At 66.4% G+C, this 20,765-nt stretch carries 31 protein-coding genes; 8 read left to right on the top strand and 23 right to left on the bottom strand.

The window, feature by feature from the left end; genetic code table 11:
* From BKK79_RS19990 to BKK79_RS19935, 13 genes are all read right to left on the bottom strand, one after another.
* Nucleotides 1-432 carry a hypothetical protein gene (locus BKK79_RS19990; RefSeq protein ID WP_071038348.1) on the bottom strand — a complete coding sequence of 144 codons (432 nt, stop codon included), beginning with the start codon at nucleotides 430-432 and terminating at the stop codon, nucleotides 1-3.
* Between the two features lie 54 nt (nucleotides 433-486).
* A complete protein-coding gene (locus BKK79_RS19985) occupies nucleotides 487-2,010 on the bottom strand; it encodes a hypothetical protein (RefSeq protein ID WP_071038347.1) in 1,524 nt (507 codons plus the stop codon).
* A 62-nt stretch (nucleotides 2,011-2,072) separates the two neighbouring features.
* A complete protein-coding gene (locus BKK79_RS41150) occupies nucleotides 2,073-2,216 on the bottom strand; it encodes a hypothetical protein (protein ID WP_198173295.1) in 144 nt (47 codons plus the stop codon).
* 7 nt (nucleotides 2,217-2,223) lie between these two features.
* Nucleotides 2,224-3,054, bottom strand: coding sequence for a hypothetical protein (locus tag BKK79_RS19980; protein WP_071038346.1), 831 nt, complete (start codon nucleotides 3,052-3,054; stop codon nucleotides 2,224-2,226).
* Nucleotides 3,055-3,705: a hypothetical protein gene (locus BKK79_RS19975; RefSeq protein ID WP_071038345.1), complete on the bottom strand. Its 651-nt coding sequence runs from the start codon at nucleotides 3,703-3,705 to the stop codon at nucleotides 3,055-3,057.
* Nucleotides 3,706-3,708: 3 nt separating this feature from the next.
* The gene (locus BKK79_RS19970; protein WP_071038344.1) at nucleotides 3,709-4,104 is read right to left on the bottom strand and encodes a hypothetical protein; all 396 of its coding nucleotides are present in this window, start codon (nucleotides 4,102-4,104) and stop codon (nucleotides 3,709-3,711) included.
* Nucleotides 4,104-4,325, bottom strand: a complete 222-nt coding sequence (locus tag BKK79_RS19965) for a hypothetical protein (RefSeq protein WP_071038343.1) — start codon at nucleotides 4,323-4,325, stop codon at nucleotides 4,104-4,106. The genes BKK79_RS19970 and BKK79_RS19965 overlap by 1 nt, the downstream gene beginning before the upstream one ends.
* A gap of 52 nt (nucleotides 4,326-4,377) precedes the next feature.
* Nucleotides 4,378-5,667 carry a P22 phage major capsid protein family protein gene (locus BKK79_RS19960; RefSeq protein ID WP_071038342.1) on the bottom strand — a complete coding sequence of 430 codons (1,290 nt, stop codon included), beginning with the start codon at nucleotides 5,665-5,667 and terminating at the stop codon, nucleotides 4,378-4,380.
* Between the two features lie 62 nt (nucleotides 5,668-5,729).
* A complete protein-coding gene (locus tag BKK79_RS19955) occupies nucleotides 5,730-6,506 on the bottom strand; it encodes a DUF6651 domain-containing protein (protein WP_071038341.1) in 777 nt (258 codons plus the stop codon).
* A 141-nt stretch (nucleotides 6,507-6,647) separates the two neighbouring features.
* Nucleotides 6,648-8,051: a DUF4055 domain-containing protein gene (locus BKK79_RS19950; protein WP_071038340.1), complete on the bottom strand. Its 1,404-nt coding sequence runs from the start codon at nucleotides 8,049-8,051 to the stop codon at nucleotides 6,648-6,650.
* Between the two features lie 14 nt (nucleotides 8,052-8,065).
* Nucleotides 8,066-9,349: a terminase large subunit domain-containing protein gene (locus tag BKK79_RS19945; protein ID WP_071038339.1), complete on the bottom strand. Its 1,284-nt coding sequence runs from the start codon at nucleotides 9,347-9,349 to the stop codon at nucleotides 8,066-8,068.
* Nucleotides 9,342-9,692 (bottom strand): hypothetical protein, encoded by a 351-nt coding sequence (locus BKK79_RS19940; protein WP_071038338.1) that lies wholly within the window; start codon nucleotides 9,690-9,692, stop codon nucleotides 9,342-9,344. Before BKK79_RS19940 ends, BKK79_RS19945 begins: the two co-directional genes overlap by 8 nt.
* A 75-nt stretch (nucleotides 9,693-9,767) precedes the next feature.
* On the bottom strand, nucleotides 9,768-11,147 hold the full coding sequence (locus BKK79_RS19935; RefSeq protein ID WP_071038337.1) for a ParB/Srx family N-terminal domain-containing protein: 1,380 nt from the start codon (nucleotides 11,145-11,147) through the stop codon (nucleotides 9,768-9,770).
* 259 nt (nucleotides 11,148-11,406) lie between these two features.
* Here BKK79_RS19935 and BKK79_RS39145 point away from each other — a divergent pair, with 259 nt between their 5' ends.
* Nucleotides 11,407-11,955, top strand: a complete 549-nt coding sequence (locus BKK79_RS39145) for an ATP-dependent Clp protease proteolytic subunit (RefSeq protein ID WP_157128450.1) — start codon at nucleotides 11,407-11,409, stop codon at nucleotides 11,953-11,955.
* Between the two features lie 108 nt (nucleotides 11,956-12,063).
* On the opposite strand, the gene BKK79_RS19930 is transcribed toward BKK79_RS39145, so the two are convergent.
* The 5 genes from BKK79_RS19930 to BKK79_RS19915 are packed head-to-tail and all read right to left on the bottom strand — an operon-like array spanning nucleotide 12,064 to nucleotide 14,898.
* A complete protein-coding gene (locus BKK79_RS19930) occupies nucleotides 12,064-12,759 on the bottom strand; it encodes a hypothetical protein (protein ID WP_157128449.1) in 696 nt (231 codons plus the stop codon).
* A gap of 36 nt (nucleotides 12,760-12,795) precedes the next feature.
* On the bottom strand, nucleotides 12,796-13,263 hold the full coding sequence (locus BKK79_RS19925; RefSeq protein ID WP_071038335.1) for a RusA family crossover junction endodeoxyribonuclease: 468 nt from the start codon (nucleotides 13,261-13,263) through the stop codon (nucleotides 12,796-12,798).
* Nucleotides 13,260-13,460: a hypothetical protein gene (locus BKK79_RS40445; protein WP_157128448.1), complete on the bottom strand. Its 201-nt coding sequence runs from the start codon at nucleotides 13,458-13,460 to the stop codon at nucleotides 13,260-13,262. The genes BKK79_RS19925 and BKK79_RS40445 overlap by 4 nt, the downstream gene beginning before the upstream one ends.
* The gene (locus BKK79_RS19920; protein ID WP_071038334.1) at nucleotides 13,457-14,455 is read right to left on the bottom strand and encodes a YdaU family protein; all 999 of its coding nucleotides are present in this window, start codon (nucleotides 14,453-14,455) and stop codon (nucleotides 13,457-13,459) included. The genes BKK79_RS40445 and BKK79_RS19920 overlap by 4 nt, the downstream gene beginning before the upstream one ends.
* Nucleotides 14,452-14,898: an XF1762 family protein gene (locus BKK79_RS19915; protein WP_071038333.1), complete on the bottom strand. Its 447-nt coding sequence runs from the start codon at nucleotides 14,896-14,898 to the stop codon at nucleotides 14,452-14,454. The genes BKK79_RS19920 and BKK79_RS19915 overlap by 4 nt, the downstream gene beginning before the upstream one ends.
* 37 nt (nucleotides 14,899-14,935) lie before the next feature.
* On the opposite strand from BKK79_RS19915, the gene BKK79_RS40440 reads away from it, so the two are divergent.
* Nucleotides 14,936-15,700, top strand: a complete 765-nt coding sequence (locus BKK79_RS40440) for a hypothetical protein (protein ID WP_157128447.1) — start codon at nucleotides 14,936-14,938, stop codon at nucleotides 15,698-15,700.
* 163 nt (nucleotides 15,701-15,863) lie between these two features.
* Here the strand turns inward: BKK79_RS40440 and BKK79_RS41960 are convergent, their stop codons facing one another.
* From BKK79_RS41960 to BKK79_RS19890, 5 genes are all read right to left on the bottom strand, one after another.
* On the bottom strand, nucleotides 15,864-15,992 hold the full coding sequence (locus tag BKK79_RS41960) for a hypothetical protein (RefSeq protein ID WP_257787588.1): 129 nt from the start codon (nucleotides 15,990-15,992) through the stop codon (nucleotides 15,864-15,866).
* 159 nt (nucleotides 15,993-16,151) lie between these two features.
* A complete protein-coding gene (locus BKK79_RS19905; protein ID WP_071038331.1) occupies nucleotides 16,152-16,469 on the bottom strand; it encodes a DUF4406 domain-containing protein in 318 nt (105 codons plus the stop codon).
* Complete coding sequence (locus tag BKK79_RS19900) at nucleotides 16,466-16,777, bottom strand: helix-turn-helix domain-containing protein (protein WP_071038330.1); 312 nt, start codon at nucleotides 16,775-16,777, stop codon at nucleotides 16,466-16,468. Before BKK79_RS19900 ends, BKK79_RS19905 begins: the two co-directional genes overlap by 4 nt.
* 313 nt (nucleotides 16,778-17,090) lie before the next feature.
* On the bottom strand, nucleotides 17,091-17,327 hold the full coding sequence (locus BKK79_RS19895; protein WP_071038329.1) for a hypothetical protein: 237 nt from the start codon (nucleotides 17,325-17,327) through the stop codon (nucleotides 17,091-17,093).
* Entirely contained in the window at nucleotides 17,327-17,590 is a 264-nt protein-coding gene (locus BKK79_RS19890) for a hypothetical protein (RefSeq protein WP_071038328.1), read from the bottom strand. Before BKK79_RS19890 ends, BKK79_RS19895 begins: the two co-directional genes overlap by 1 nt.
* Between BKK79_RS19890 and BKK79_RS19885 the strand changes: the two genes are divergently transcribed.
* From BKK79_RS19885 to BKK79_RS19860, 6 genes are all read left to right on the top strand, one after another.
* Nucleotides 17,589-18,455 (top strand): S24 family peptidase, encoded by an 867-nt coding sequence (locus BKK79_RS19885; protein ID WP_198173294.1) that lies wholly within the window; start codon nucleotides 17,589-17,591, stop codon nucleotides 18,453-18,455. The genes BKK79_RS19890 and BKK79_RS19885 overlap by 2 nt on opposite strands.
* Before the next feature lie 44 nt (nucleotides 18,456-18,499).
* Complete coding sequence (locus BKK79_RS19880; protein ID WP_071038326.1) at nucleotides 18,500-19,000, top strand: hypothetical protein; 501 nt, start codon at nucleotides 18,500-18,502, stop codon at nucleotides 18,998-19,000.
* Nucleotides 19,001-19,248: 248 nt separating this feature from the next.
* Nucleotides 19,249-19,560, top strand: a complete 312-nt coding sequence (locus BKK79_RS19875) for a hypothetical protein (RefSeq protein ID WP_071038325.1) — start codon at nucleotides 19,249-19,251, stop codon at nucleotides 19,558-19,560.
* Nucleotides 19,561-19,572: 12 nt separating this feature from the next.
* Entirely contained in the window at nucleotides 19,573-19,884 is a 312-nt protein-coding gene (locus BKK79_RS19870) for a hypothetical protein (RefSeq protein WP_071038324.1), read from the top strand.
* A 3-nt stretch (nucleotides 19,885-19,887) separates the two neighbouring features.
* Nucleotides 19,888-20,223 (top strand): hypothetical protein, encoded by a 336-nt coding sequence (locus BKK79_RS19865; RefSeq protein WP_071038323.1) that lies wholly within the window; start codon nucleotides 19,888-19,890, stop codon nucleotides 20,221-20,223.
* A complete protein-coding gene (locus BKK79_RS19860) occupies nucleotides 20,220-20,513 on the top strand; it encodes a hypothetical protein (protein WP_071038322.1) in 294 nt (97 codons plus the stop codon). Before BKK79_RS19865 ends, BKK79_RS19860 begins: the two co-directional genes overlap by 4 nt.
* The last annotated feature ends 252 nt before the right edge of the window (nucleotides 20,514-20,765 follow it).

Raw genomic sequence — 20,765 nt, 5'->3', positions numbered from 1 at the left:
TCAGGCGATCCGAGTACGGCGCGAGGCCATGAAGGTGAGCGAGAGCTTGACCGAGGCGTCGCCGGCAGCCTCGCCACCATCATCCAGGGACAGGACCACGCCGTCATAGCGCCACTGCGTGATGGCGCCACTCGGCTCGCTGATGGTCTCGTAGATCTGGCACGGCTGTTCGTTGATGCCGGAGTAGTAGTCGGACTCGAGCCCGTCGAAGTAGATGTCAATCTCGGGACCGGCCCGGTTGATCGAGAACGAACCCGACCAGCCGTCGAAGAACCGCAGGTGCTGCGAGACCCCGGTGATCAGCTTGACCCGCTCCTGCGTGGTGTCCTGCTTCTTGCGGAAGGCCGTCAGCTTGGGGATGGACAGTGGACCGGTCGGCGTCTGGACCACCAGGGTTGTGTCGCGCCCGACGGAAAGCCCTTGTTGCGGCATGTGCGTCTCCAGTAGGAGGTGCGCCCGGCTGGCCGGGCTGGGTTATCTGGGGGCTTACTTCACGATGACGGTGGTCTGGCCGCCTTGCAGGTTGACCAGGAAGTTGCGCACCACTGCCATGTAGCGCGCCTGGACGTTGGCCTGCATCCAGCCGGCGCGAATCCGCGCGTCCGGGTTGTTGGTCCGATCCAGCACGACCTTGTAGGCGTCAACCATCTTCGGCTTGACCGTCGCCATGGCCGACATGAACTGGTCCAGGCCGGCGAAGGCGTTCGCGCGGGTGTCGTCCTCGTCGTCGAAGCCCTGAAGCTCGCCCACGAACTTCCCGCCCCAGGCGTCGATGCTGTAGGCGATGTAGTTTGTCAGGCGCGTGTAGCTGTCCTCGCGCTGGCCTTGGTCGCTGCTGGTGTTCAGCCCCAGCACGAAGCTGAAATAGTTGCCGCCCGGCGACGGGTTGGTGAGCACGTCGATGCCTGCCGTCACCAGCTGCAGCAGTTCGGCCTTGCTGTAGGGCTGGTTGGCGTTGTTGTACGTGCGCTGGGTTCCCACGATGCCCTGCAGCGGCTTGTTCAGCGTGCTGAGCTGCGGCGACTGGTTGACCATCAGGCCGAGCGCGAACGCCTGGGGCGAGATCAGGCGCACCTGGTTGTTCACCGTGTCGTTCACGTAGATCCAGTCGCCGAAGATCAGCTTGGCGCCGTAGGTGTCGATGCCTGCGGCGGCCTTCTTCGTCACCGCATTGGAGATCGCGTCGCCGGCGGGGCTGACGAGTTGCATGTAAGCACCCTCTTCCAACCCGTAGGCGATTTGCGTCGACCAGGCGGTGCTGTCGTCGCAGTCGGCCAGCGCGATCACGCTGGCGCCGGATTTGCGCAGGGCATACATGCCCTTGCGCGGCGCGGTGTCGGTGCCCAGCAGGACCGCCCCGGTGATGGTCGTGGCGCCGTCCGTGCCGCCGGACAGGCTGATAGTGGCCGGCAGCGTCGGCGCGGCGGTGCCCGCGCCGGCCGTGGCCACGCACATCGTCGACGGGCCGCGGAACTGGCTGTTGCCGAAGTTGACCGCTTTCACGATGTTGTCGCGCAGGATGGCGCCGGCGCCCGGGATGTTGTCGTAGACCTCCGGCTGGTAGCCGGCCAGGGTGATGGTCAGCTTCGACGTGTTCGCTGCGGTGCCCGTGCCCAGGATGCCGGTGATGCTGTTGCCCAGCGAGCCGGTGTAGCGCGAGGTCAGCGTGACGAAGTTCGTGCCGAAGATGGCCGAGGCGGCCACGTCCGTGCCGTCCGTCACGCGCACCAGCGCATAGGCGCCGACCTTGCCCTGCATGGCCGCCCAGTTCAGGACGGTCATCAGATCGTACTTGCGGACCAGCATCGGGCCGAAGATGGCCGCGCCGCCGGCGTAATCCGAGACTGGCACGGGCACGCCGACCGGGCCCCAGGATGCAACACCGACGATGCCGCCGATGTTGCTCGGGACGCCGTTGATCGGCGCCGGGCCAGGCGGCTGGATGGCGACGATCATGCCCGGCACTTGCTGCGCGGTCAGGTTCACCTGCCCTGCTTGGACAACAGTCATGGATGGCTCCAGAAACGAAAAGAGCCACCCTAGGGTGGCTCGCTATGCGCGAAGGATGGGGCCTACTTGGCCGGCGCCGCCGGCGCGGCGACCTTGACCACGTTGGCCGATTGCTCGGACGCCAGGACGGCGTCGACTTCCTTGGCGTCGGTGATCTCGTCACCGACCTGGTAGCCGTTGAACGGCGAAATGACGCGAAGGATCATGGTTTCCTCACAAGATGACGGTGCCCAGCTGCCGGCCGCCGTCGTCCTCGACGACGATCTGGCCCTGGGTCACCTCGTACTGCTGCTGCGCCACGGTGGTCGAGTACTCGATCCAACAGCACAGGTCGCGCCGGTAGATGCGTTCCTTCTGGCTGCTGTCGTCCCACGAATTGGCGAGCGGCCGCGACCGCAGCGTGCCGAATGAGCCATCTGGCAGGGTGATGCGGTTCGTGTCGGCCAGTGTGGCGTCGATCGCGGCTGCGAGCGGGTCGCGGCTGTCGTAGCAGTTCGCCCAGACCGTGATCAGGAACTCCTGGTCCTGGCGCCGCACCTCGCGCAGCCGCGTGGCGGCGCCCCCGACGCGCGGCGAGATGTCGCGCGCGCCGGGGATGGTCACCACCGCCCCGGACGACGTCGCCGGCTGGTCGGCGCTGATGAGCGCGGCCAGCGCCGTGGCGATCGATGTCAGAGTGTCGCCGGCCTGGACCGCATAGGGATAGGCCGCGCCGTCGATCACCAGCGAGGCGTTCTGTGGCGTGGCCACCGTCCCGCCGACGGTCACGGCCTGGCCGGCCACCGTCAGCGTCAGCGAGTGCGCGGCGGGTGCGACAGTCCGCCACTTCGACCTCGCCGCGTCGGTCGGCTTGACCGCGCGGGGGAAGACGCTGATGTGCTGCTTGCCGGCCTTCAGGTCGTCGGCCAATTGCGCCGGGTTGGGCCATCCGGCATAGACCTTGACGGGCTGCCCGCTGATGGAGGGCTGCGCCGTGCCAGCCGGGTAGGCCGTCTGGGCGATCAGGGCCACCAGCGCGCGGGAGACGTCAGCAAGATCGGCCATTTACGTGTGCACTTCCGTGGTATCCAACCGCCACAGCTGCTCGGTGCGCTCGGCGCCCACCACGATAAGCCGCCGGCCCATATCGTCAGTCAGGACGTCCGCCGCGCGAATCTGCGCCGGCATGCTCGCCGGCAGCAGGATCCGGTAGCCGTGCTCGTCCGAGGACGCTGGCAGCGGCTCATACCGCCGCGTGCGGCCGCCGAACAGGATCGATGCCGGCCAGCCGGGGCCGCCGGGCGTGCCCAGCACCGGGCTGTCGACGTGCTCGCACGCGCCCGAGTAACCGACGTCGCCAACGGCATCCGACGCCGCGGGCCGCGCCAGCCAGACTTGCGCGTTGCACTCCACCGTCAGGATGGGCAGCTCAGCCTGCATCCCGGCGATGAAATGCGTCGAGGCGCCGCGCACCAGGTAGTCGCCCACCTGGGTGAGCCGGCCGTCGACCAGGCAGTACCAGTACGGCTTGTCGGGCAGGTTCGGGCGCGTGTAGGACCATTCCTGCGCGCTGAACGAGGCGTTCAGACTGGCCACCTTGGCCGTCAGCGGGTCCGCCGCGACCACCGGCCGGTAGACATCGTAGATGTAGCCGATGCGCTTGGCCGCCTTGGCGTAGCCGGCGTAGATCTTGTCTTGCAGCTTGGCGGCGTCCATGCCCTACCCTCGCGCGATGCTGATGCCGCCACTGCCCAGCGACGGGCCCGGCGCGATGCCGATGAATGCGCACATGCGGCGGCGCCAGTCGTCGAACAGCGCCGAGCGATCGCGCACCTCGTGGCGGTTGCGGCGCCAGACGGCCGCAGACTCGGTGTCCAAGTTCTCCCGCGCGCCCGTGATGTCGGATTCGAGCTGCATCAGCTGGGTCAGGTAGACCGTCACCAGCACGCCTTCTTCCTCGGGCCGCAGGTTGGCCAGCCGGTGGTTCAGCGTCTGCCAGACACCTGGAGACACCCAGCCATAGGCGAAGTCGCGCGAGTCGTCGGCCACGGTGTCGGCCAGCAGCGGGTAGCCGGCGTAGCGCCGGACGTCGGCCAGTTGCTGGTCGGTCAGCATTACGCCAGCTCCCAGCCGCCAGGCCGGTAGTTATCGACCTCATCGACGTGCACGTCGGCCTCGTGCGGGGCCTCGTACAGTTCGGGGTCGCGGACCATACGCACAGACTCGGGCGCCCTCTCGGCCTCGGCGGCCGCAGCCGCTGCGGCGTCCGCGTCCGGCGCGCCGCCAGCGCTCTCGGGCTTGTCCTGCGAGGCCGGTGGTGTGGTTGCTTTTGCCATGTCGATCCTCGATCGGCCGCCCGGGTTGTCCCGGGCTGGCCGCGGTGGTTGTTTAGCCGAGCAGCATCGCCGTGTGGGCGGGCTTGATGTTCTGCTTGCCCCAGGCGAGCGCCACCTCGTAGCGGACGCGGCGGTATTGCTTGTACATCGCCACCTCGAACGCGATGCCGCTGCGCGGATCGGTGACCATGATCCGGTCCTCGGCCATGTCGCCCTCTTCCGGCAACGCCGGCGCGCGGGTCGCCAGCACGATGGCCGAGCGGCTGAAGCCCATGTTGCGGGTCGCGGCAGCCGCCAGGGTCACCGTCGCGCCGGTGCTCAGCGCCTGCATCAGGCCCGGGGCGTTGATGGTGAAGGAACCGCCGGACAGCGCGGTGGCCACCACGTACTTGCGCGGGTCGCCCTGGAAGGTCACCACGTCGCCGGCCAGCACGGTGCCGCTGCCGGTCTGCACGTTGATGGTGGTCGCGCCCTTGGCGTGTGCGCCGTTCAGGACGTAGCCGGTGCCCGTGCCGGCTGCGGTCGTGGCCACGCCGGCCGACTCACGCATCTGGAAGCCGTGCAGGTCGAGCAGCACGCCCTGTGCGCGCAGCGAGATCGTGCCGGCTTCGTTCGCCTTGGTCAGCTGTGCCAGCGTACGAATGTTCGCGCCGGCGGTGGTGTCGATCACGCACTGCATGTCGCTCAGCGGCGCGCCGTTGTCCGACAGGATCTTGCGCAGCTGCGCCGTGTCGCCCAGGCTGCTGGCGAACGGCGTGGTACCAGCCACGCCCGTGGCGCGCGAGGTCATGGCAAACAGGCTGCCGAGGTCCACCTCGATCTCGTTCACCAGGGTGCGGAAGGCCTGCGCGATCTGGTCGCGGCGGATCGTAGCGTAACCGGGGCCGGTGTTCACGCCGCGCTGCTCTTCGCCGGTCCAGCGGAACGGCACCGTGCGCGACTTGCTGATCACGAACGGGGTATTCCCGATGTTCTGGTCACCATCGTCCGGCGGCAGCTGGCCCGGGGTGACGTCATTTGCCGTGGTGGCGGGGGTGATCGGGATGCGGATCGCCTGGTTGAGCGCCGCGCGCTGGTCGCTCGGGTCGAGCGTCACGGACGGGATGAAACCGACCAGCTCGCGCGAGACAACATCCAGCGCCTCGTACAGATCGGGCACCAGGCTCGTCAGCGTGTTGGCGCCGGCGATCATGCCGCCCTTGGGCTGCGGCGTCACCGCGCCCTGCAGCAGCTCGATCAGCCGGGCCGCCACCTTGGCGACGGTCGCCATGGGGTAGACCGCGGCGACAGTCGCCACCACGGCGAGCGCCATCAGGCGCAGGTTGGAAAAGATGCGCTTCATGTGCTGGATCCTCAAATGAAAACGGCCACGCGAGGTGGCCAGGGTGTTGCGTGGATGGACGGTCAGTCCGTGATGGTCACGTTCTGGTCCCGGGCCGCCGCCGACTGGTCGGCCGGGCTCATCGACTCGAACTGCGCGCGCGAGATCGCGCGTTTGCCGCCACCACCGCCATTGCCGCCAGACGCGCCACCGCCGTTCGCGCCGGACCCCTTCAGGATCTGGTCCCGGTAGGGGTACTGCTCGATCAGCACGCCGAGGGCCTCGTCGAAGCCGGCAACCTCGCCGGGGTTGGACCGGCTGAAGATCTTGTTGCCGCCCTTGTCGTAGGCCACGACGTTGCCGCCCTCGACCTTGAAGGCGTCGCCGAAGCGGGCCTGCACCAGGTCGGCCGGGATGGCGAGCTTCTCGGCGATCATTTGCGAGCGCGCGAAGCTGCCGCCAACCTTCTCGGCCACCAGCGCGCCTTGGAGCTGGTCGCGCTCGGCCACGATCGGCGCGTACTTCTCCTCGACAGCCTTGATGGCCTCGGCCTTCACCTTCTCGACCTCGCCGGCATCCACCAGCTTCTTGTCGTCGAGGTTCTTGACGGTCAGCAGCGCCTTGGCCGCCGCGGCGGCGTCGGTCAAGCCGGCGTCCTTGAACGGCTTCAGCGCCGCCTCGGCCGCTTCCTTGGCCTCGCGGTGGCCCTTCGCCTCGGCATTCAGTCGACCGATCGTGGAGACCGTGCCGTCACCGTCCAGCGGCGCTTCCTTGCCGTCGGGGTGAACGAACACGGGCAGCTTCTGACCGTTGACCTCTTGCAGGACGATGTGACCGTCGGCGTCGTACTTGAATGGCATGGTGACTTTCCTCGGGCATCCGCCCTTGTGTGCTGTGCGGCATCCACCGCGATGCGCCCCGCAGCATCCGCTGCGTCAGGCAATGAAAAAGGCCGCAGGGGTAGCCAGCGGCCTCGGGTACTCGGTGCGGCGCGGGGCCGCTCAATCTGTGATCTGTGGCTCGCCCGGCTTCTTCCGGTTCCTGGCGATACGCGCCTGCTCGCCTTCCCAGTCCAATTCCGGGCTGACCACGCCGCGGCGCTGCGTCTCGCGGAATAGGGTCTCGTCGGAAAGCGTGCCGTCAACGTTCATCTCCCGCAGCAGCGCCAGCGACGCCTCGGCGAGCGAGTTGACCCCGAAGTCCTGGAAGATCTGGACATGACCGCCGTCGTTCTCGCCTACCCACTCGGCGCCGAGCTGGAGAGCACAGTCCAGCGTGTCTTCCAGCCCCTGGACGATCCGCTGCAGGGCGCAGGTGCCAGGCTCGTTGTCCGCCCGCGTCTGCGTCACGCTGGTATTGCCCGGCTTGATGACCAGCAGCTCGGCGCCGACCTGGCGCATGCGGTCTTCCAGGTCCAGCAGCGACAGCCGGCCCGCCTCGATGGCGGCGCCGCTGTGCTCGACATATCGCAGGTCGCCGTCGACGTCTTCGCATTTCACCGCGGAAGCTCCGCCGACCGTGATCGGGCTCTCGCCCAGCATCTTGGCGAACAGGATCGGCACCCGCGCGACGTGCAGGATGGTCTGCTGGTCGCTCTTCGACTGCCAGTGCTCGACGTTCATATGCGCCAGCTCGGCCAGCGGCGGCCGCGCGGTCATGAAGCCGGTCCGCTTGCCGTAGAACGGCGCAAAGGGGATCTTCGGCAAGCTGGTCTTGCCCTTGTCATGCAGGATCCACTCTTGCCGACCATCAGGCATGGCCCTTTCCGACTTGCGCCAGACCTCCCAGTGGCCCGGGTAGAGCACCCGCACCTGTTCGACCTCCTTCTCACCGAAGGGGCCGTCGTCCTCGACCACAGTCTCCAATAGGCGCAGCTGGATCAGCGTCTCGACGCCATTGATGCGCTTCGAGCGCCAGCCCAGGATGTCGCCGGCCCGGATCTGGACGAAGTACGGCCGCACCCCGGCGGCCTGTTCGGCCGCGCGCGTCGCGTACAGCGCCCGGCCGCGCCGATCGGTCGTTTGCGGGAAGTCCACCAGAATGCCGCCCAGGCCTGGCCCCAGCGCCTCGGCGCACAGGCTATCCGCGAAGGCGTGCAGGTTCCGCCCCTGCAGGTCGATGTCTTCGGCCCATTCCTGAATCCGGGCCGGCACGTCATCGCTCAGCGTGAGCGGCTTGGCAAACGGCTTACCGGTCAGCACCTCCACCGTGCGCGAGAACGCCGGAAACAGGGTGGCGGTGGCCAGGCGCGCCTGATAGGCGGGGGCAGGCTCGTTCGGCCACTGCGGCAGGTACGTCTTGCCGGCCGCGCGCATGGCCGCCGTGCCCCCCATCAGCGCGGCGATCAGCGGCCAGTCCTCGGCCATGGCCATCACGGCCTTCGAGGGGGTGCGTACATCGCTCATGCGGGATTCGTTGGTTATGCGGCCAGCGGCTGCACTGTCGTCTGGCGCTTCACGATCGGCCAGAGCTTGACCAGCGGGTAGCCGCCGGCGTCGATCACGTGGTCATGGCCGGTCGTCTTGTCCGGCTCGCCGTTCTTGTCGTAGGGCTGCTGCTCGAGCGCCTCGGTGAATTCGGGGCACAGATGCGTGTTCACCTTCAGGCGCCGCTTGCCCGTATCGTTCAGGATCAGCGCGTTCACGGCGTTGACCCGGTCCTTGACCGCCGGGTTGGTCGAATTGACCTTCACCAGGAAGCCATTCGACCGGATGATCGACAGGTCCGACTCGGACGCGCTCTTGCTGCTCGTGTTCTGCCCGCTGGCGTCGGGGTAGACCGTGACGGTGTGCCCCTTGTCCTTGTAGCGCTCCTTCAGCAGTCGGCACATCTCCGGCGTGTCGCGCACCTTGGTGAGCTCGCCCACCGCGCGCGGCTCGCCGTCGCGGACCACGTAGACCACCGCGGCCATCTTCAGGACGTTGAAGTCCATGCCGACGTGCAGCGGCTCGCGCTCGGTCATCACCTCATCGGTGTGGTTCAGCTTGCGGTCGAAGTTCGCGTAGACCGAGCCGGCCGTCAGGTTCACGAACCGGCCGCGCAGGTAGGCCTCGATCAGCTGCGGCGGGTAGCTTTCCCGCAGCGACGGAATGTAGTCCGCCGGCAGGTTCAGCTCGTTGTCGTAGGTGCTCGCCTGGATCAGGCCGTAGAGCTCGGCCAGCGCTGGCTTCTCGGTGATCGCTTTGACGAACTGCTGGTAGACGAACTTGAACCCCTCCGGGGTCGTCGTCACGTCGAGGCCGTTCTTCAGGCCTTCGACCTTGTAGCGCATCCGCGCGATGATCTTCCGCCAGGCAGTCTGGGCCTTGACGGGGTTCATCACGTCCAGCTCGTCGATCAGCCCGTGGCCGATCTTGAAGCCCACGATCGTCTCGGGCTTCTCCATCGACCGGCAGATGGTCGTGCCGCGGTACTTGCGCCCCTCGTAGACGTGAACCTCGTGATTGCTCTGGTTGACCTTGACCCGCAGGCCCATCACGGCCGCCACCTCTTCCATCGTCGGATAGAAGATGTCCCGGATCTGCGGGTAGGTCGGTGCGAAGTAGCCCTGATGGATGGCCGGCCACTGCCAGAAGTGCTGGCAGATGCTGGTGCAGCCCACCCAGGTCTTGCCCGACCCGAACCCGGCCACATAGGCCCGGAACTTGTGCGGCATCTGCAGGAACTTCGCCTGCGGGATATTCAGGGACGGGCTGTCAGCCATCGCTGCTACCCTCACCGCCCGGCCGGCGCGCGTCCTCGACCACGAAGGTAAAGGTCTTCGATTCGGCCGGCGTGTCGTCGTCCGCCTCGGCACCATCGCCGCGCCAGCGCATGCGGGCCTTGGTCCACCAGATGGCCGCCGTCACGGCGCCCTTGCCGGTGCCGGTGGCCGCGCGGAACAGCGAGTTGGCCACGGCGATGTTCGCCTTGGTCGCGCCGGTGTCCAGCTCGTTCCGGAAGTGCTTGCGCAGGGTCTTCGGGTCGAGGGTCTTGCCCGTCTGGGGGTTGATGATCAGCCGCGCGATTTCCTCATGTGGGATGCCGAAGCCGGCGGCGCTTTCCACAAGCCTCCGGTCTGCCGCCGTCGGCTCGTATGGTTTGCGTCCTGCCATAGGCAATCGCGCGGCGCGCGCCAGGGGTTATTCCTCGGCCTCCGGTAACAGGTCGTCGGAGATTTCGACATCGCCGCAGGCCGCCACGGCCCGCTTCCAGTCGCCCTTCACGAACACCAGCACGTTCTGGTGCGTCTTGCCCAGCTTCCGGCTGGCCGCGAACTGCTTGCCGGCCCGGATGGGCAGGCTGCCGTAGGCGGTCAGCAGGATGGCCTCGTTGTACAGCGCCATGCCCGCGTCGAGAAAGGCCTCGATCGTGTCGGCCACGAAGTTCCGGTAGGGCCCCGTGCCGCGCTTCTCACGCACGTCGCCGACCACGAAACAGGCAAAGCGGTCTGGCTTCAGCTGCCCCACCGAGCCGGCGATCACCTCGCGGTAGGCGGTCAGGAAGGCCGGATAGTCCATCGTGGACAGGTCGGCCGGGTCGTCCGAGTAGCGCTCCAGGTCCGCATAGGGCGGGCAAGAGAACACGAAGTCGGCCTCCAGGTCGGCCAGGCGCCGGCCGATCTGCCGGCTGTCGCCCACGTGCCAGGCCGGCGCCGGGTCTTCCGCACGCACCAGGTGCAGCTGGCCGCGGTTCGCTTCCACCTGCTCGGCGCGCAGCTCCATGCCGACGTACTGCCGGCCCAGCCGCGAGGCCACCAGACCGCGCACGCTGCCGCCGGCAAACGGATCCAGCACGATGCCGCCCGGCGGGCAGAACCAGCTGTAGGCCAGTTCGCACAGCACCGGGTCGAAGATGCTGGTCCGGTGCTGCGCCGGCGCGCTGCTGTCCGCCTTCTGGTGCTCGGACGCCTTGGCGTAGGCCGGCGCGTCGCGGCCCAGCTCGGACTGGATACCCAGCGCCAGCCAGGCAGCCTTGCGTTCCTGCCAGGCCGCGTCGCGCGCGTTGAGCGTGCTGAACGGCGCCACCATGAACCGGTCGGCCAGGCTCTTGCCGGCGCCGCCCGGGCCGGGCTCGCTGGGGTCCAGCAACTCGGCCAGCTCGCCCGCGTCGAAGCCGATCAGGCTCAGGTCGAAGCCCACGTCGCGCAGGTCCGCCAGCTCGGCGGCCAGCAGATCGACATCCCAGCCGGCATTCGCGGCCAGCTGGTTGTCCGCCAGGATGTACGCTCGACGCTCGTCGGCGTCCAGGTCCGACAGGTCGACCGTGGGCACCTCGCCGGCCACCGGGCAGTGGCGGATGGACTCGCCGGCCGCCCACAGCTGCGTGGCCGCCTCAAGCCGGCCGTGCCCGGCCAGCAGTTGGTCGCCGGCGGTCAGGGCCGCGTTCGTCCAGCCGAAGCGCCGCAGCGAGGCCTTGAGCTGCTCGATCTGGGCCGCGCTGTGCGTCCGCGCATTCCGCTCGTACCGGACCAGGTCCGCCGCCGCACGGTACACGATGGCGAGCTGGTCGGGCTTTTTCATAGGCGGGAAAAATGCGGGACGCGGAAGAAAGAAGCCCGGCGGGTGGCCGGGCAATCCACTGCGGGGAGCGGTGGAGGAGACAGACGTCAAGCATCGAACGCGCGGACTGCTTGCTACGCAAAGCCAAAGTCTCTGCAACCTAGGTGAACAGCCGCATTCAATGCTTCTAAATAACCCCCGATTCGCAGGGGGGAACTCCTCGAGAAGCAGGAGTACTCTATTTGGCTAAATCATCCAGCCTCTTAGGCTACGAAGCAAAGTGACCGCTAACCAAGAGCAAAAAATGACAACACATATTGTTTACCAAGGTCCAGTTACGGTGCTTGGCGCACGCAATGCTTCCACCTTGATCATCGATGCATACAGAAAAGGAACTCAAGAACTGACCCTCTCGATTGCGAGCGGAGGTGGCGACGTGACAGCCGGCATGGGGCTTTACAACTTCATTCGCGCCATGCCGATTACCATTAACACGCATGTCATAGGAATGTGCGGATCAATCGCTGCGACCGTCTTATTAGCAGGGGAGAGGCGGACATCGTCCTCGGCATCGCTTTTTACTTTGCATGCGTCATCGTACGTCGACGGGCCAAGAGCGGGCCAGGTAGCAGAAAGCACTCAGATAATCGCACTTCCATTCCGCCAGCGCGCCAATTGGACCGACGAACAAGTCAGCAGATTTTTTTCATCTGCGCTTGAACAGTCGTTTCTTCCACAGCATGCACAAGAGTTGGGGATGATTCACGAAGTAGTCGATATTTCATTCGCCCAAGGAGACGAGATCATGACTGTCGCCATCCCGACCTGAACGTCTTGCCATTGCCGTCGACCCCCAACGCAAAAAGCCCGCACAAGGCGGGCTTCGGGTGTAGTTCGGCTGAGTCTGGCAAAAATGTAGGCGCTGTGTCCCGCTCTGTCAAGCAGAAATCGCCTCCTCAGCCGCGTCCCGCTTGGCATTGCGGGAAACCGCACGCCGACTGGACGCGCGTGGTGCCGGTGTTGCCGGCAGCGTACCCAGATCTTCCGCCTCTTCGACCAGGCCATCGGCCAGAAACACAGCCTGCAGCCGCTGCATCGCCAGCAACTCGAGCGCGGCGAAGTGCGACGCCATCCAGCGTGCGGCGGTGTCCACGGCGCGCTTGCTGAGCCCGTGTTTCTCGGCGATGTCCCGCAACGACAGGCCCTCGCGGCGCACCTTGGGCGCGTAGTGCCGCGCGGCCAGCAGGTACACCGGCGCGAAGGCGCTGATGCCGCAGCTGCGCCGGCAGAAGCGCACCAGGGCCTGGATGCCCTCCCCCTTCTGCTCGCCGTAGGCAAAGCGCGCCAGGATGACGCCACGCTCGGCCGTCGGTAGCCGGCTGTCCACGGCCGACGTCACGAGGCTGCACTGCCCCCGAATCTCCAGCATCGTGAGCCCTTCGAAGTTCACGCGGCCGGACGGCGTGCCGCGCAGCTGGTCGAGCCACTCGCCCTGGCGCGCGGTGAGCTTCGGTGTGGCCTCCATGGCCCGAATCAGCGCCGCCCGGAAGGCGCTCTTCTCGATCGCGGGCTCGGAAAGAATCAGGTACGAGGCGTGCAATGCCTGCCCAGTCGTCTTGAACACTGCGTCCACTGGTTTTTCCCCCGTCAAGTCTCGTTCCTCGTTCGTCTACGCCGCTTGCAGCGGCAGTTGTTCCACGCTCACGCGCACCCCGGGCGAGGCGCTGTAGCGCTTGCTGATGCGGTACTCGACCGCCTGGGCATCGTCGACCCACACGATGCCGTTCATGCCGTCTTTCACGGCCTTGAGCACGTTGTCGGCATCGGGCTTCTTCGTCGCCGCGATCTGGCCGGCAATGGCCCGCTGCTGGCGCTTCTTCGACCAGCTGGCCGGGATCTGCAACTCGATGTCGAGCCAGAGCTCGACCGGACCCTCGATGGGCGGCCGGCCGGCCATGGCTTGCGTCGCGGCCAGCTTGACCAGGTTCTCGTAGCGCGCCGTCGGCTCGGGGGTGTAGGTCCGCACGAAACCGCCTTGGCGCGAGAACTTGGGCCGGCCCTTTGCGACGGGCTGCCCGGGTACGGCGAACTCGACGCGGCGCAGCGCGCGGCCGTCGGCGAAGAGCGATTGCGTCATGCGTCGTCCCCCGACGGATCGGCCAGGCCGGCCATCACAAGCGCCTGGTGGCGCGGGTAGCCCTCCTCGAGGAGATCGCGGTAGCGCTGCCAGTCCTCGTCGACGCTGGGGTACCAGCAGACCTGGCACCAGCGGCTGCCGAACACCTGCACCGGTTTCCGGCACTTCAGGCAATTGCCATGCGAATGGGAAGTCATGCTGCGACCACCTGTCCCGGCGCCACGCCGTACATGAGCACGTGCACGCGCTCGAACTCGTTTGGGTTCATCCGCTCGGCCTTGCTGACCTCGCGCTCGATTAGCCGCTGGTCGCCCGAGGCCTGGATCACCCGCAGACGGAACCAGAGCCACGGCTCGTCGGCACCCTGCCTCAGCCCGTGCTCGCTGGCCTTGGCCAGCACGCCGTCGGTCGTGGCGTCCCAGTCCGCGCCTGGCGGCCCACCGCGGTCGCCGGCCAGCGCCTCGTCGACGAACGGCTCAAGGAAGCCCGGGTTCACCGCCGAGCTGTCCCGATCGGCATCCCTTCGCGCACGCGCGAGGGCATGAGCCCGGAGCAACACCGGCATGGCGATGCGGCGCTCGGCAATCCGGAGCAACGCCTCGCGTGCGCGCGGGGTCAGGGCGACGGTCTTGCCCCGCTCGGCCTCCAGCCGCAGCACGGCTTCCCCGATCTCATCGGCGGAAAGCGGCGGCGGCGATTCCGAGTTATCCACAGGGCCTACCACGTTCGAACTACCTACGCCGCTTGAGTAGGTATTGTTTTTCTGGCTATGGCTATGGTTAACCAGCGCGGGTTCTGAGGTGGGTTCAGTTTGGGTTACCGAACCGAAACCCATTGGGTTTTCTGGTGGGTTATCCGTGGGTTGGCTTTTCTTCGGACGACCGCCCTTCTTTCCGTTCTCTCGGTTTGCATCCGCCTTGGGCTTGGCTTTCTCGATTTCGGCGTCGATCCGCTTGTGGCGGAACCCGTCGATGCAGCCCTGAAAGAACTGCTGCAGCACGCTGTCCACGGCCTTCTGCTCCGCCTTGTCGGTAGCGCGAGCGATGCGGTAGACCGCCTTCCTATCGCCAGGCAGCGGCTTCTCGGTTGAGTAGTAGAAGTCCATTAGGCGGTTGTAGGCGCCGTCCTCGACCATCGAGAGATGGACCGTGTCGCGCGCGTAGTCGCCCGTGTAACGCTTGTAGAAATTCATGAGGCCTCCCAGCGCAGCTTCTGCTGCGTCGGATGGGTGTCGACGCGCGGTCGACTTGGGCAATTCCAGCTGCCGCCGCCGGCGGCGCCGACCAGACGCCAGCCAGCACCGCGCAGCGATGCGCCGCCCTCTTCCGGCAGCGTGTAGGTCAGGAGCTTGCGGTAGCCGAGGGCACGGGCCGCGCGCCAGGCTGCCGCGTAGAGCTTCGAACAGGCATTGCGCGTGCCGTCGGTGCAGCAGCGCGTGACTTCGAGCGTCCAGCCGTCGTCGAGAGCTCGCGCGACCGGGCGGCCGGCGATCAGCACGCCGCAGATGGTCGTGCCGGCGGCAGGCGTGACGGCAAGCCAGAGCTTCGCGCCAGTTGGCGGCTTGTGGTGCCGGTGATGCTTGGCCACGAAGGCGCTGGCCTCGGCGAAGCTGATCGGGACGATGCGCAGCGTCATGCTAGGATGCCCCAAAGCACATGCTCGGAGGAGACAAGTGTCCGTTGAAACATGGGGATGGAGAGCGGTGACGCTGTGTGCAGCGGTGGCCGTCGGCCTCTTCGCGTGCCTCGTCACCACGCTCGTCGGAATGGATTCCGGACAGAATCAAGTAGCTGCTGCGTGGGTACAAGCTGCGGGGTCGGTCGCAGCAATCGTCACTGCGATCTTCGTAGCTAATGCGCAGCATCGCGCCGCGATGACGCTTGCCGAGCGGCAGGCGCAAGCAGCAAGGACGGAACTCGTAGAAGCCAGCTTGGCGATTGTCATTCACGCTCAGTCCCTTTTGCTGAAGATCCCGGGGCCGGCCTCCAACAATGACGAATTGAGTGTCTACCTTCAGCAGCTCCGCTCCTATGGCACCTTCGACGACGCGATTGCTGCCCTGAGAGCAATTCCCGCATATCGACTGCCGACTTTCGGAACCGTTTCGGCAGTTATCAAGCTCCCCGCGACTGTCGAGGTTGCCGGCGGCATTGTTAGGTCTATGGCTGCGTTGCGCATGAATCCTCAAGGAGGAGAGTGGCGCGATATGGCGTTGGGCATGGAGGACCTTCTCAACGACTTGTCGGAGGCAAGAATTGCTCTTGAGAACTACCTCGGCCGAGACGACGAAGCGCGCCGAGTTGGCGCAGCTCCGCTCGGTATTGCCCCGCTTCAGCATGCAAGCGCCCCTACATCCTCTTCCTCCTCGGCTGGCAGCCCCGCGATCGGTCGCAGCCAAGCGTCCGAGGTATCCGCGAATTCCGACTGGAATGTGTAGCCGCCGCGATCGGTCATGACCTGGAGCGGCGAGAACGCGCGCACCACCCACATGTGGCCCAGCAGCCAGTGATCGCCGGCATCGCGGACGACCTCGACCACGCGGCCGACGTTCTGCGGGCACATGGCGTGGATGATGTAGGCCAGGTCTCCAGGCTTGCAGTTCATTCCAGCCCCCTTTCCTGCCGCCGCGCGGCGTAGCAGGCCACAAACAGCACCATCGCCGCCGCGCCTGAGGCGCCGGACAGCAGCACAATCGCCAGGATCTGCCAGGCGTCCAGGGTGAAGGTCATGTCGGCCTCGCAATCCGCACGAAGCGGTTCCATGGGCTGTCCGCCGCGATATGGCCGCGCCGGCCGCAGTTGCAGCACACGTTCATCGTCCGATCCCCATCGAGATTGCGACCATCAGAATCAGCACCACCAGCACCCAACCGTGATACAGGTCGTCCATCACATCACCTCCATTTCGGCTCGCGCCACCTCGGCGAAGATCATCTGGAAGCCCAGCCCTTCAGCGATCCGGGCCTCGAGCCGCGCGCCGCGTGAGCCTTCCCAGCCGGGCAGCAGGTAGATGGCTTCGCACGTCACCAGCTCGCGGATGTCCTTGCGCATGCACTCAAGCCATCCGGCCGCGGGGTCGGCGTTGATCTCGGCAGGGTTCACGACGTCATAGCCCTCCCCGCGCAATGCGCCGGCAGCTGCGTGGAACGCCGGAAAGTTCAGGTCGGGCATGCCCGTCATCGGGCCGGCAATGTAGATCCGCTTCATGCCCCCTCCATCCCTTTCATGCCGATCTCGGCCAGCGTGCGCAGCGCTTCGAACTGCGCGCGCGTGATGGTCACCATGTCCTGGGCCGGCTGCCCGGGCTCATCGTCATCACCGGCAAGCTGGGAGAGATCGATGCCGAGGAAGGCCAGCAACTCACAGAACTTCTTCAGCTGCAGGCCGTGGCCGCGCCCGTTGTGGAAGCGGTTGAAGTTCGAGGGCTCAACGCCGATCGCTTCGGCGACGGTCTTCTGCGTGTGCTGCGCGATCCGGCGCACTACCACAACTTCGTTGCGATCAGCAACATGCATCGGTTGCTCCCAAGTGCATTGCGGTTTCCATACGATTCATCCCAACGAGACAGCAGAGCCGGCGCGCCACGGTGCCCGGCCAGGAAAAGGAAAACATGGGAAATGGATGCCACCACCGGCAGCCGCTCGCGGCGGCGGCCCGGCTGGCGCGCGTGAGCGCCTGGCGGTCATATGCGGATGCCTGCTGCGTGCGCGGCATGGTTCATTCCCCGGTCGGGCGTGGGCCCGTTGAAATCACAAAGCGCGCCGACAGGCGGCACGCGGAACTGCTGTTGTTCGATTCAGCTACTGCGCGCGGGCGTGCGCTTCGTGCTCAGCCCTTCGGCCACGGAAGCCAGTCGATCACCCACACCGCCGCCCAGAAGGTGAGGATCACGACGAACGCACCGAGCTGGCCGGCGATGAGCCCCGAGACGACCGGGAAGCGACGCCGAAACGCTCGGATTCGGTCAGGCAATCCGGTCCCCTTCTCCGCCGATTGCGACTCGCCCAGCTGGCGAGCTCGGACCTTGGTCCACCAGATGGCCGCGGTGATAGCGCCCTTCTTCATCACGCAGCCTCGCTGTGGGCTTCGTGGGCTGCGGCCCGGGGCTTGCCCGGCTTTCGCGGCGGTGCGCCGAAGATGTCCGGCCTGAGGTCGCCGGGCTGAAGCGCGCCGCGGCTCTCATCGGCCAGCTTCCGCGCCAGCGGGCCGCTGGCCTGGCTGTGGGCGCCCGCGATCTGGAAGAGGTAGGCCACGGTCGTGCCACAACGGCGCGCGTAGTCCTCTTTCTCCTCCGTCGTGAGCGTCTTCATGAAGTCGCGAAGCGTCATGGCAATCCACCTGTTCGTGTTCTTTCCACGAAAGTTTAGTCTTTCACTAAGCATCATGCAAGCAAACCTTAGCCTCCCGCATATTTCGCAAAAGACTAACTGGTGTTCCAATGCCGCCATGGATGCGCAAGAGATCCGCCGCGCGCGGTTGAAAGAGCTACTGGACAGCCTCGGCCGGGGCGGGAAGGCCCGTCTCGCCGAGATGGCGGGCACCTCGCCGGCCTACATCAGCCAGATCACGAGCGAGCGCACCAAGGCCAACGTCGGCAGCGATCTCGCACGCCGGATCGAGAAGGCCTTCGGAAAGCCACACGGCTGGATGGACCGCCTTGAGCCCGAGACGGCCGCACAGGCGCCGACGGGCGACTACTCCTACGCCGATGTGGTTTCTGGCACGGTGGTCGATCCCGAGATTGATGCCTTCGATGCCACCGAGCACAAGCTGCGGAAGGGCCGCAAGATCCCGGTCGTCGGACAAGCGCAAGGCGGCCCGGATGGGTACATCAGCATCCACGACTATCCGGCTGGCCATAGCGATGGCTGGCTTGTGCTCGCCACTAACGATCCCTATGCCTACGGCCTCCGAGTGCGCGGCGACAGCATGCGCCCGCGCATCAAGAGTGGCGAGTACATCATGGTGGAACCGAGCTTCGAAGCACAGCCGGGCGACGACGTCGTGGTGAAGTTCCAAGATGGCAGCGCGGTGGCCAAAGAGCTGCTATGGGTCCGTGACGACGAGGTGTGCCTCGGCTCCATCAACAACGGCGTACCGCCGATGACACGACCGATATCAGCCGTACAGACCATTCACCGGATCGCGGCGATCATCCCTCGCGGATCCCCGCTCTACCAGGCCGCCAGCTGATGGCAACTATCGGCAACGGCTCGCGATCATAGGAGATGCATCAGATGCGATCGAAAATCCTCTTCACGGCCGTGTCTGCTGCATTCCTTCTGAGCGCATCTGCGTATGCCGCGGGAACCGGAAAGTCTTGCTTGGCGAGCGAATGTCGCGCCGGCTCGAAGGCTGTTACGTACGCGACCAAAGCGGAACCCTACTACGCGTGCCCAACTCGTGAGCTGGCGACCTATTCGAACTTCGTGCTCGGCCTCCTCGCCATGCACGTGAGCCTCGGCGGGGGTATGCCAAACATCTCGGATAAGACCGGCGAACCGGAATATCTGGATGTCGGCGGCAAGCCGAACGAGACTCGTCTGATCCTCACCTCCCTGCGCCAGAAAGCAGGCGTCACGACTTTCGACCAGGCCGTCGCACGCTGCGCGCAAGGCCGGAATGGCACTCGCGTCGTCGTGATGAACAACCCCCAGGACGAAACCGTCATTTGGGTTGTGGACGAATCCAAGAAGGCGGCCTTCTGGATGCCTAAAGCGCACCTCGATAGCCGCTAACGCCTTCGTATCCGACCGACCGGGCGCCTGGGCCGACTTCCGCCCTCCCCGGTTCCGCTACCCCGTCGCAGTCGCTAGGGCCATCCGGCCCGCTATCCCCTCGTAATCAATCCTGCCGCTCGGCCATCCATCTTCGCCCCATCGGGGCGCTCAACGCTTGCCCGCAAATATTTAGTATTTCACTATTGCACTGCGTTTAGTCTTGCACTAAAGTTCTCTCAACGCGAAACTTTAGTTGGAGACTAACGATGCGCAAGCAAGCCAAGCAGTCGTGGGAAGTGGGCCAACAGGTCAAGGTGGGGTTCCTGGCCGGCCTGACCGTCGTTGCCAAGATCCCGACCCCGGGCGACTACGCGCCGGCCGCCTATGTCCTGGTGCGCGGCGAGCAGTTCTACTCGTTCGTGCCCCACAACGGTCTGACCAAGATCACCGCCGCCGAGGCGCGCGAGATGGTCGCCGATGCCAAGCGCGTGCACGCCGCCGCCGAGGCCCGTGCCGCTGCCCAGGCCGCTGGCGCGATCGCCGCCGCTAAGCTGGCCGCCGAACTGATGGCTGCTTGAGCGAGGCCGGCGATGATCCCGAACCTGCATCCCGCGCTCGCCGCCGCGCTGGCGCCCTTCTCCCCCGCGCCCACAGCTGCCCCGCGCCGCCCGCGCGCCGACGAGCAATCGGCCGTCGTCCTGACCGCCGGCGAGTGGTGGTCGGTCATCGGCGAATTCACCATGCCCGCGCCCGGCCAGGCCCCCGCCTTCGTCGCAGCCAGCATCCGCATGATCAACGCCGACGGCAGCCAGGGGCCAGAGCTGGTCGACTTCTTCTCGGCCATGTCGGTTGCCGAGTTCGAGCGCCTGGCGGTCGAGTTCCTCGCGGAAGGGAGGGCTTGAGCCATGGCTGATGCCAAGTTCGGCCCCTGGGAGGCCTGCAGCAACCTGATCCGCGAGAAGCGCACGGCAGACAGCAGCGCCGGTTTTCTGGTCGCGGAAGTGCCGGCGAACACTGAAGGCGCCAGCGCGAAGGCCGCGCTGATGGCCGCCGCGCCGGAGTTGCTTGAGGCACTGGCCGATAGCGCAAATTCCCGCCTCCGTTACGACCCAGAGTTTTCGCGCGGCTACTACGCATCTAAGAACGGTCAGCCTCGCAATCTTCAGGCTGAAGGCAAGGAGTGGCATGAGGGCTACGACGCCTTCTCGGCCATCGCCAAAGCCACCGGAGAGCGAGCATGAGCGCCGCTATCCGCAAGGTCATCCACGCCGACGGCACCGAAGTGACGCTGGACGGCCCGCGCACGATCGAGCAGATCCGCCATCGCATCGGCGCAGATACGCTGGACGTCGTCCGCCTGCGCGACCGCGCGCACATGATGATCGTCGACGACCTCGGCCACCCGAAAGGCCTGCCCGTCAACGAGAAGGCCACCCAGTTGTACTGGGAGGTCTGCCGCCCGGGCACCACACACCAGATCCGCGGCTCGGTCGTCATCGTCCCGGATTCCGACTTCGGGGGTGACCAGTGAGCCCGCGCCACGACCCAGCGCGCATCGCGCGCAACACCCGCCGACTGAACATGGTCACCGTCGCGGTGATCGTGGTGGTCGCCCTCGCCTACTTCTTCGCCACGAACGCGCCGGCCGCGCCGGTCCGTCCCGCCAAGCACGTGAGGACCGTATGAATCCCGACATCACCTGGGAGGCCTGGGTGCAGCTGCAGCGCGCCGCCGGCTTCCACGTTACCGGCCGCTGGCTTGCCAGCGGTGAGCCTGAGCTGAT

It is taken from the genome of Cupriavidus sp. USMAA2-4, from assembly GCF_001854305.1.
Taxonomy (GTDB): domain Bacteria; phylum Pseudomonadota; class Gammaproteobacteria; order Burkholderiales; family Burkholderiaceae; genus Cupriavidus; species Cupriavidus malaysiensis.
The sequence above is the reverse complement of the archived record's forward strand: the minus strand, read 5'-3'. Positions and strand labels throughout refer to the sequence as shown.

What these genes read in the sequence shown, in the direction of transcription:
- BKK79_RS19985 (WP_071038347.1), bottom strand. Translation starts at nt 2,010, where the DNA reads ATGACTGTTGTCCAAGCAGGGCAGGTGAACCTGACCGCGCAGCAAGTG.
- BKK79_RS19885 (WP_198173294.1), top strand. Translation starts at nt 17,589, where the DNA reads ATGGCAATCCACCTGTTCGTGTTCTTTCCACGAAAGTTTAGTCTTTCA.
- BKK79_RS19955 (WP_071038341.1), bottom strand. Translation starts at nt 6,506, where the DNA reads ATGCCATTCAAGTACGACGCCGACGGTCACATCGTCCTGCAAGAGGTC.
- BKK79_RS19970 (WP_071038344.1), bottom strand. Translation starts at nt 4,104, where the DNA reads ATGCTGACCGACCAGCAACTGGCCGACGTCCGGCGCTACGCCGGCTAC.
- BKK79_RS19865 (WP_071038323.1), top strand. Translation starts at nt 19,888, where the DNA reads ATGGCTGATGCCAAGTTCGGCCCCTGGGAGGCCTGCAGCAACCTGATC.
- BKK79_RS19980 (WP_071038346.1), bottom strand. Translation starts at nt 3,054, where the DNA reads ATGGCCGATCTTGCTGACGTCTCCCGCGCGCTGGTGGCCCTGATCGCC.
- BKK79_RS19950 (WP_071038340.1), bottom strand. Translation starts at nt 8,051, where the DNA reads ATGAGCGATGTACGCACCCCCTCGAAGGCCGTGATGGCCATGGCCGAG.
- BKK79_RS19960 (WP_071038342.1), bottom strand. Translation starts at nt 5,667, where the DNA reads ATGAAGCGCATCTTTTCCAACCTGCGCCTGATGGCGCTCGCCGTGGTG.
- BKK79_RS19965 (WP_071038343.1), bottom strand. Translation starts at nt 4,325, where the DNA reads ATGGCAAAAGCAACCACACCACCGGCCTCGCAGGACAAGCCCGAGAGC.
- BKK79_RS19875 (WP_071038325.1), top strand. Translation starts at nt 19,249, where the DNA reads ATGCGCAAGCAAGCCAAGCAGTCGTGGGAAGTGGGCCAACAGGTCAAG.
- BKK79_RS19905 (WP_071038331.1), bottom strand. Translation starts at nt 16,469, where the DNA reads ATGAAGCGGATCTACATTGCCGGCCCGATGACGGGCATGCCCGACCTG.
- BKK79_RS19935 (WP_071038337.1), bottom strand. Translation starts at nt 11,147, where the DNA reads ATGAAAAAGCCCGACCAGCTCGCCATCGTGTACCGTGCGGCGGCGGAC.
- BKK79_RS19925 (WP_071038335.1), bottom strand. Translation starts at nt 13,263, where the DNA reads ATGACGCAATCGCTCTTCGCCGACGGCCGCGCGCTGCGCCGCGTCGAG.
- BKK79_RS19895 (WP_071038329.1), bottom strand. Translation starts at nt 17,327, where the DNA reads ATGAAGAAGGGCGCTATCACCGCGGCCATCTGGTGGACCAAGGTCCGA.
- BKK79_RS19920 (WP_071038334.1), bottom strand. Translation starts at nt 14,455, where the DNA reads ATGAATTTCTACAAGCGTTACACGGGCGACTACGCGCGCGACACGGTC.
- BKK79_RS19975 (WP_071038345.1), bottom strand. Translation starts at nt 3,705, where the DNA reads ATGGACGCCGCCAAGCTGCAAGACAAGATCTACGCCGGCTACGCCAAG.
- BKK79_RS41960 (WP_257787588.1), bottom strand. Translation starts at nt 15,992, where the DNA reads ATGACCTTCACCCTGGACGCCTGGCAGATCCTGGCGATTGTGCTGCTG.
- BKK79_RS19945 (WP_071038339.1), bottom strand. Translation starts at nt 9,349, where the DNA reads ATGGCTGACAGCCCGTCCCTGAATATCCCGCAGGCGAAGTTCCTGCAG.
- BKK79_RS19870 (WP_071038324.1), top strand. Translation starts at nt 19,573, where the DNA reads ATGATCCCGAACCTGCATCCCGCGCTCGCCGCCGCGCTGGCGCCCTTC.
- BKK79_RS19860 (WP_071038322.1), top strand. Translation starts at nt 20,220, where the DNA reads ATGAGCGCCGCTATCCGCAAGGTCATCCACGCCGACGGCACCGAAGTG.
- BKK79_RS19915 (WP_071038333.1), bottom strand. Translation starts at nt 14,898, where the DNA reads ATGACGCTGCGCATCGTCCCGATCAGCTTCGCCGAGGCCAGCGCCTTC.
- BKK79_RS19900 (WP_071038330.1), bottom strand. Translation starts at nt 16,777, where the DNA reads ATGCATGTTGCTGATCGCAACGAAGTTGTGGTAGTGCGCCGGATCGCG.
- BKK79_RS19890 (WP_071038328.1), bottom strand. Translation starts at nt 17,590, where the DNA reads ATGACGCTTCGCGACTTCATGAAGACGCTCACGACGGAGGAGAAAGAG.
- BKK79_RS19880 (WP_071038326.1), top strand. Translation starts at nt 18,500, where the DNA reads ATGCGATCGAAAATCCTCTTCACGGCCGTGTCTGCTGCATTCCTTCTG.
- BKK79_RS19990 (WP_071038348.1), bottom strand. Translation starts at nt 432, where the DNA reads ATGCCGCAACAAGGGCTTTCCGTCGGGCGCGACACAACCCTGGTGGTC.
- BKK79_RS41150 (WP_198173295.1), bottom strand. Translation starts at nt 2,216, where the DNA reads ATGATCCTTCGCGTCATTTCGCCGTTCAACGGCTACCAGGTCGGTGAC.
- BKK79_RS40445 (WP_157128448.1), bottom strand. Translation starts at nt 13,460, where the DNA reads ATGACTTCCCATTCGCATGGCAATTGCCTGAAGTGCCGGAAACCGGTG.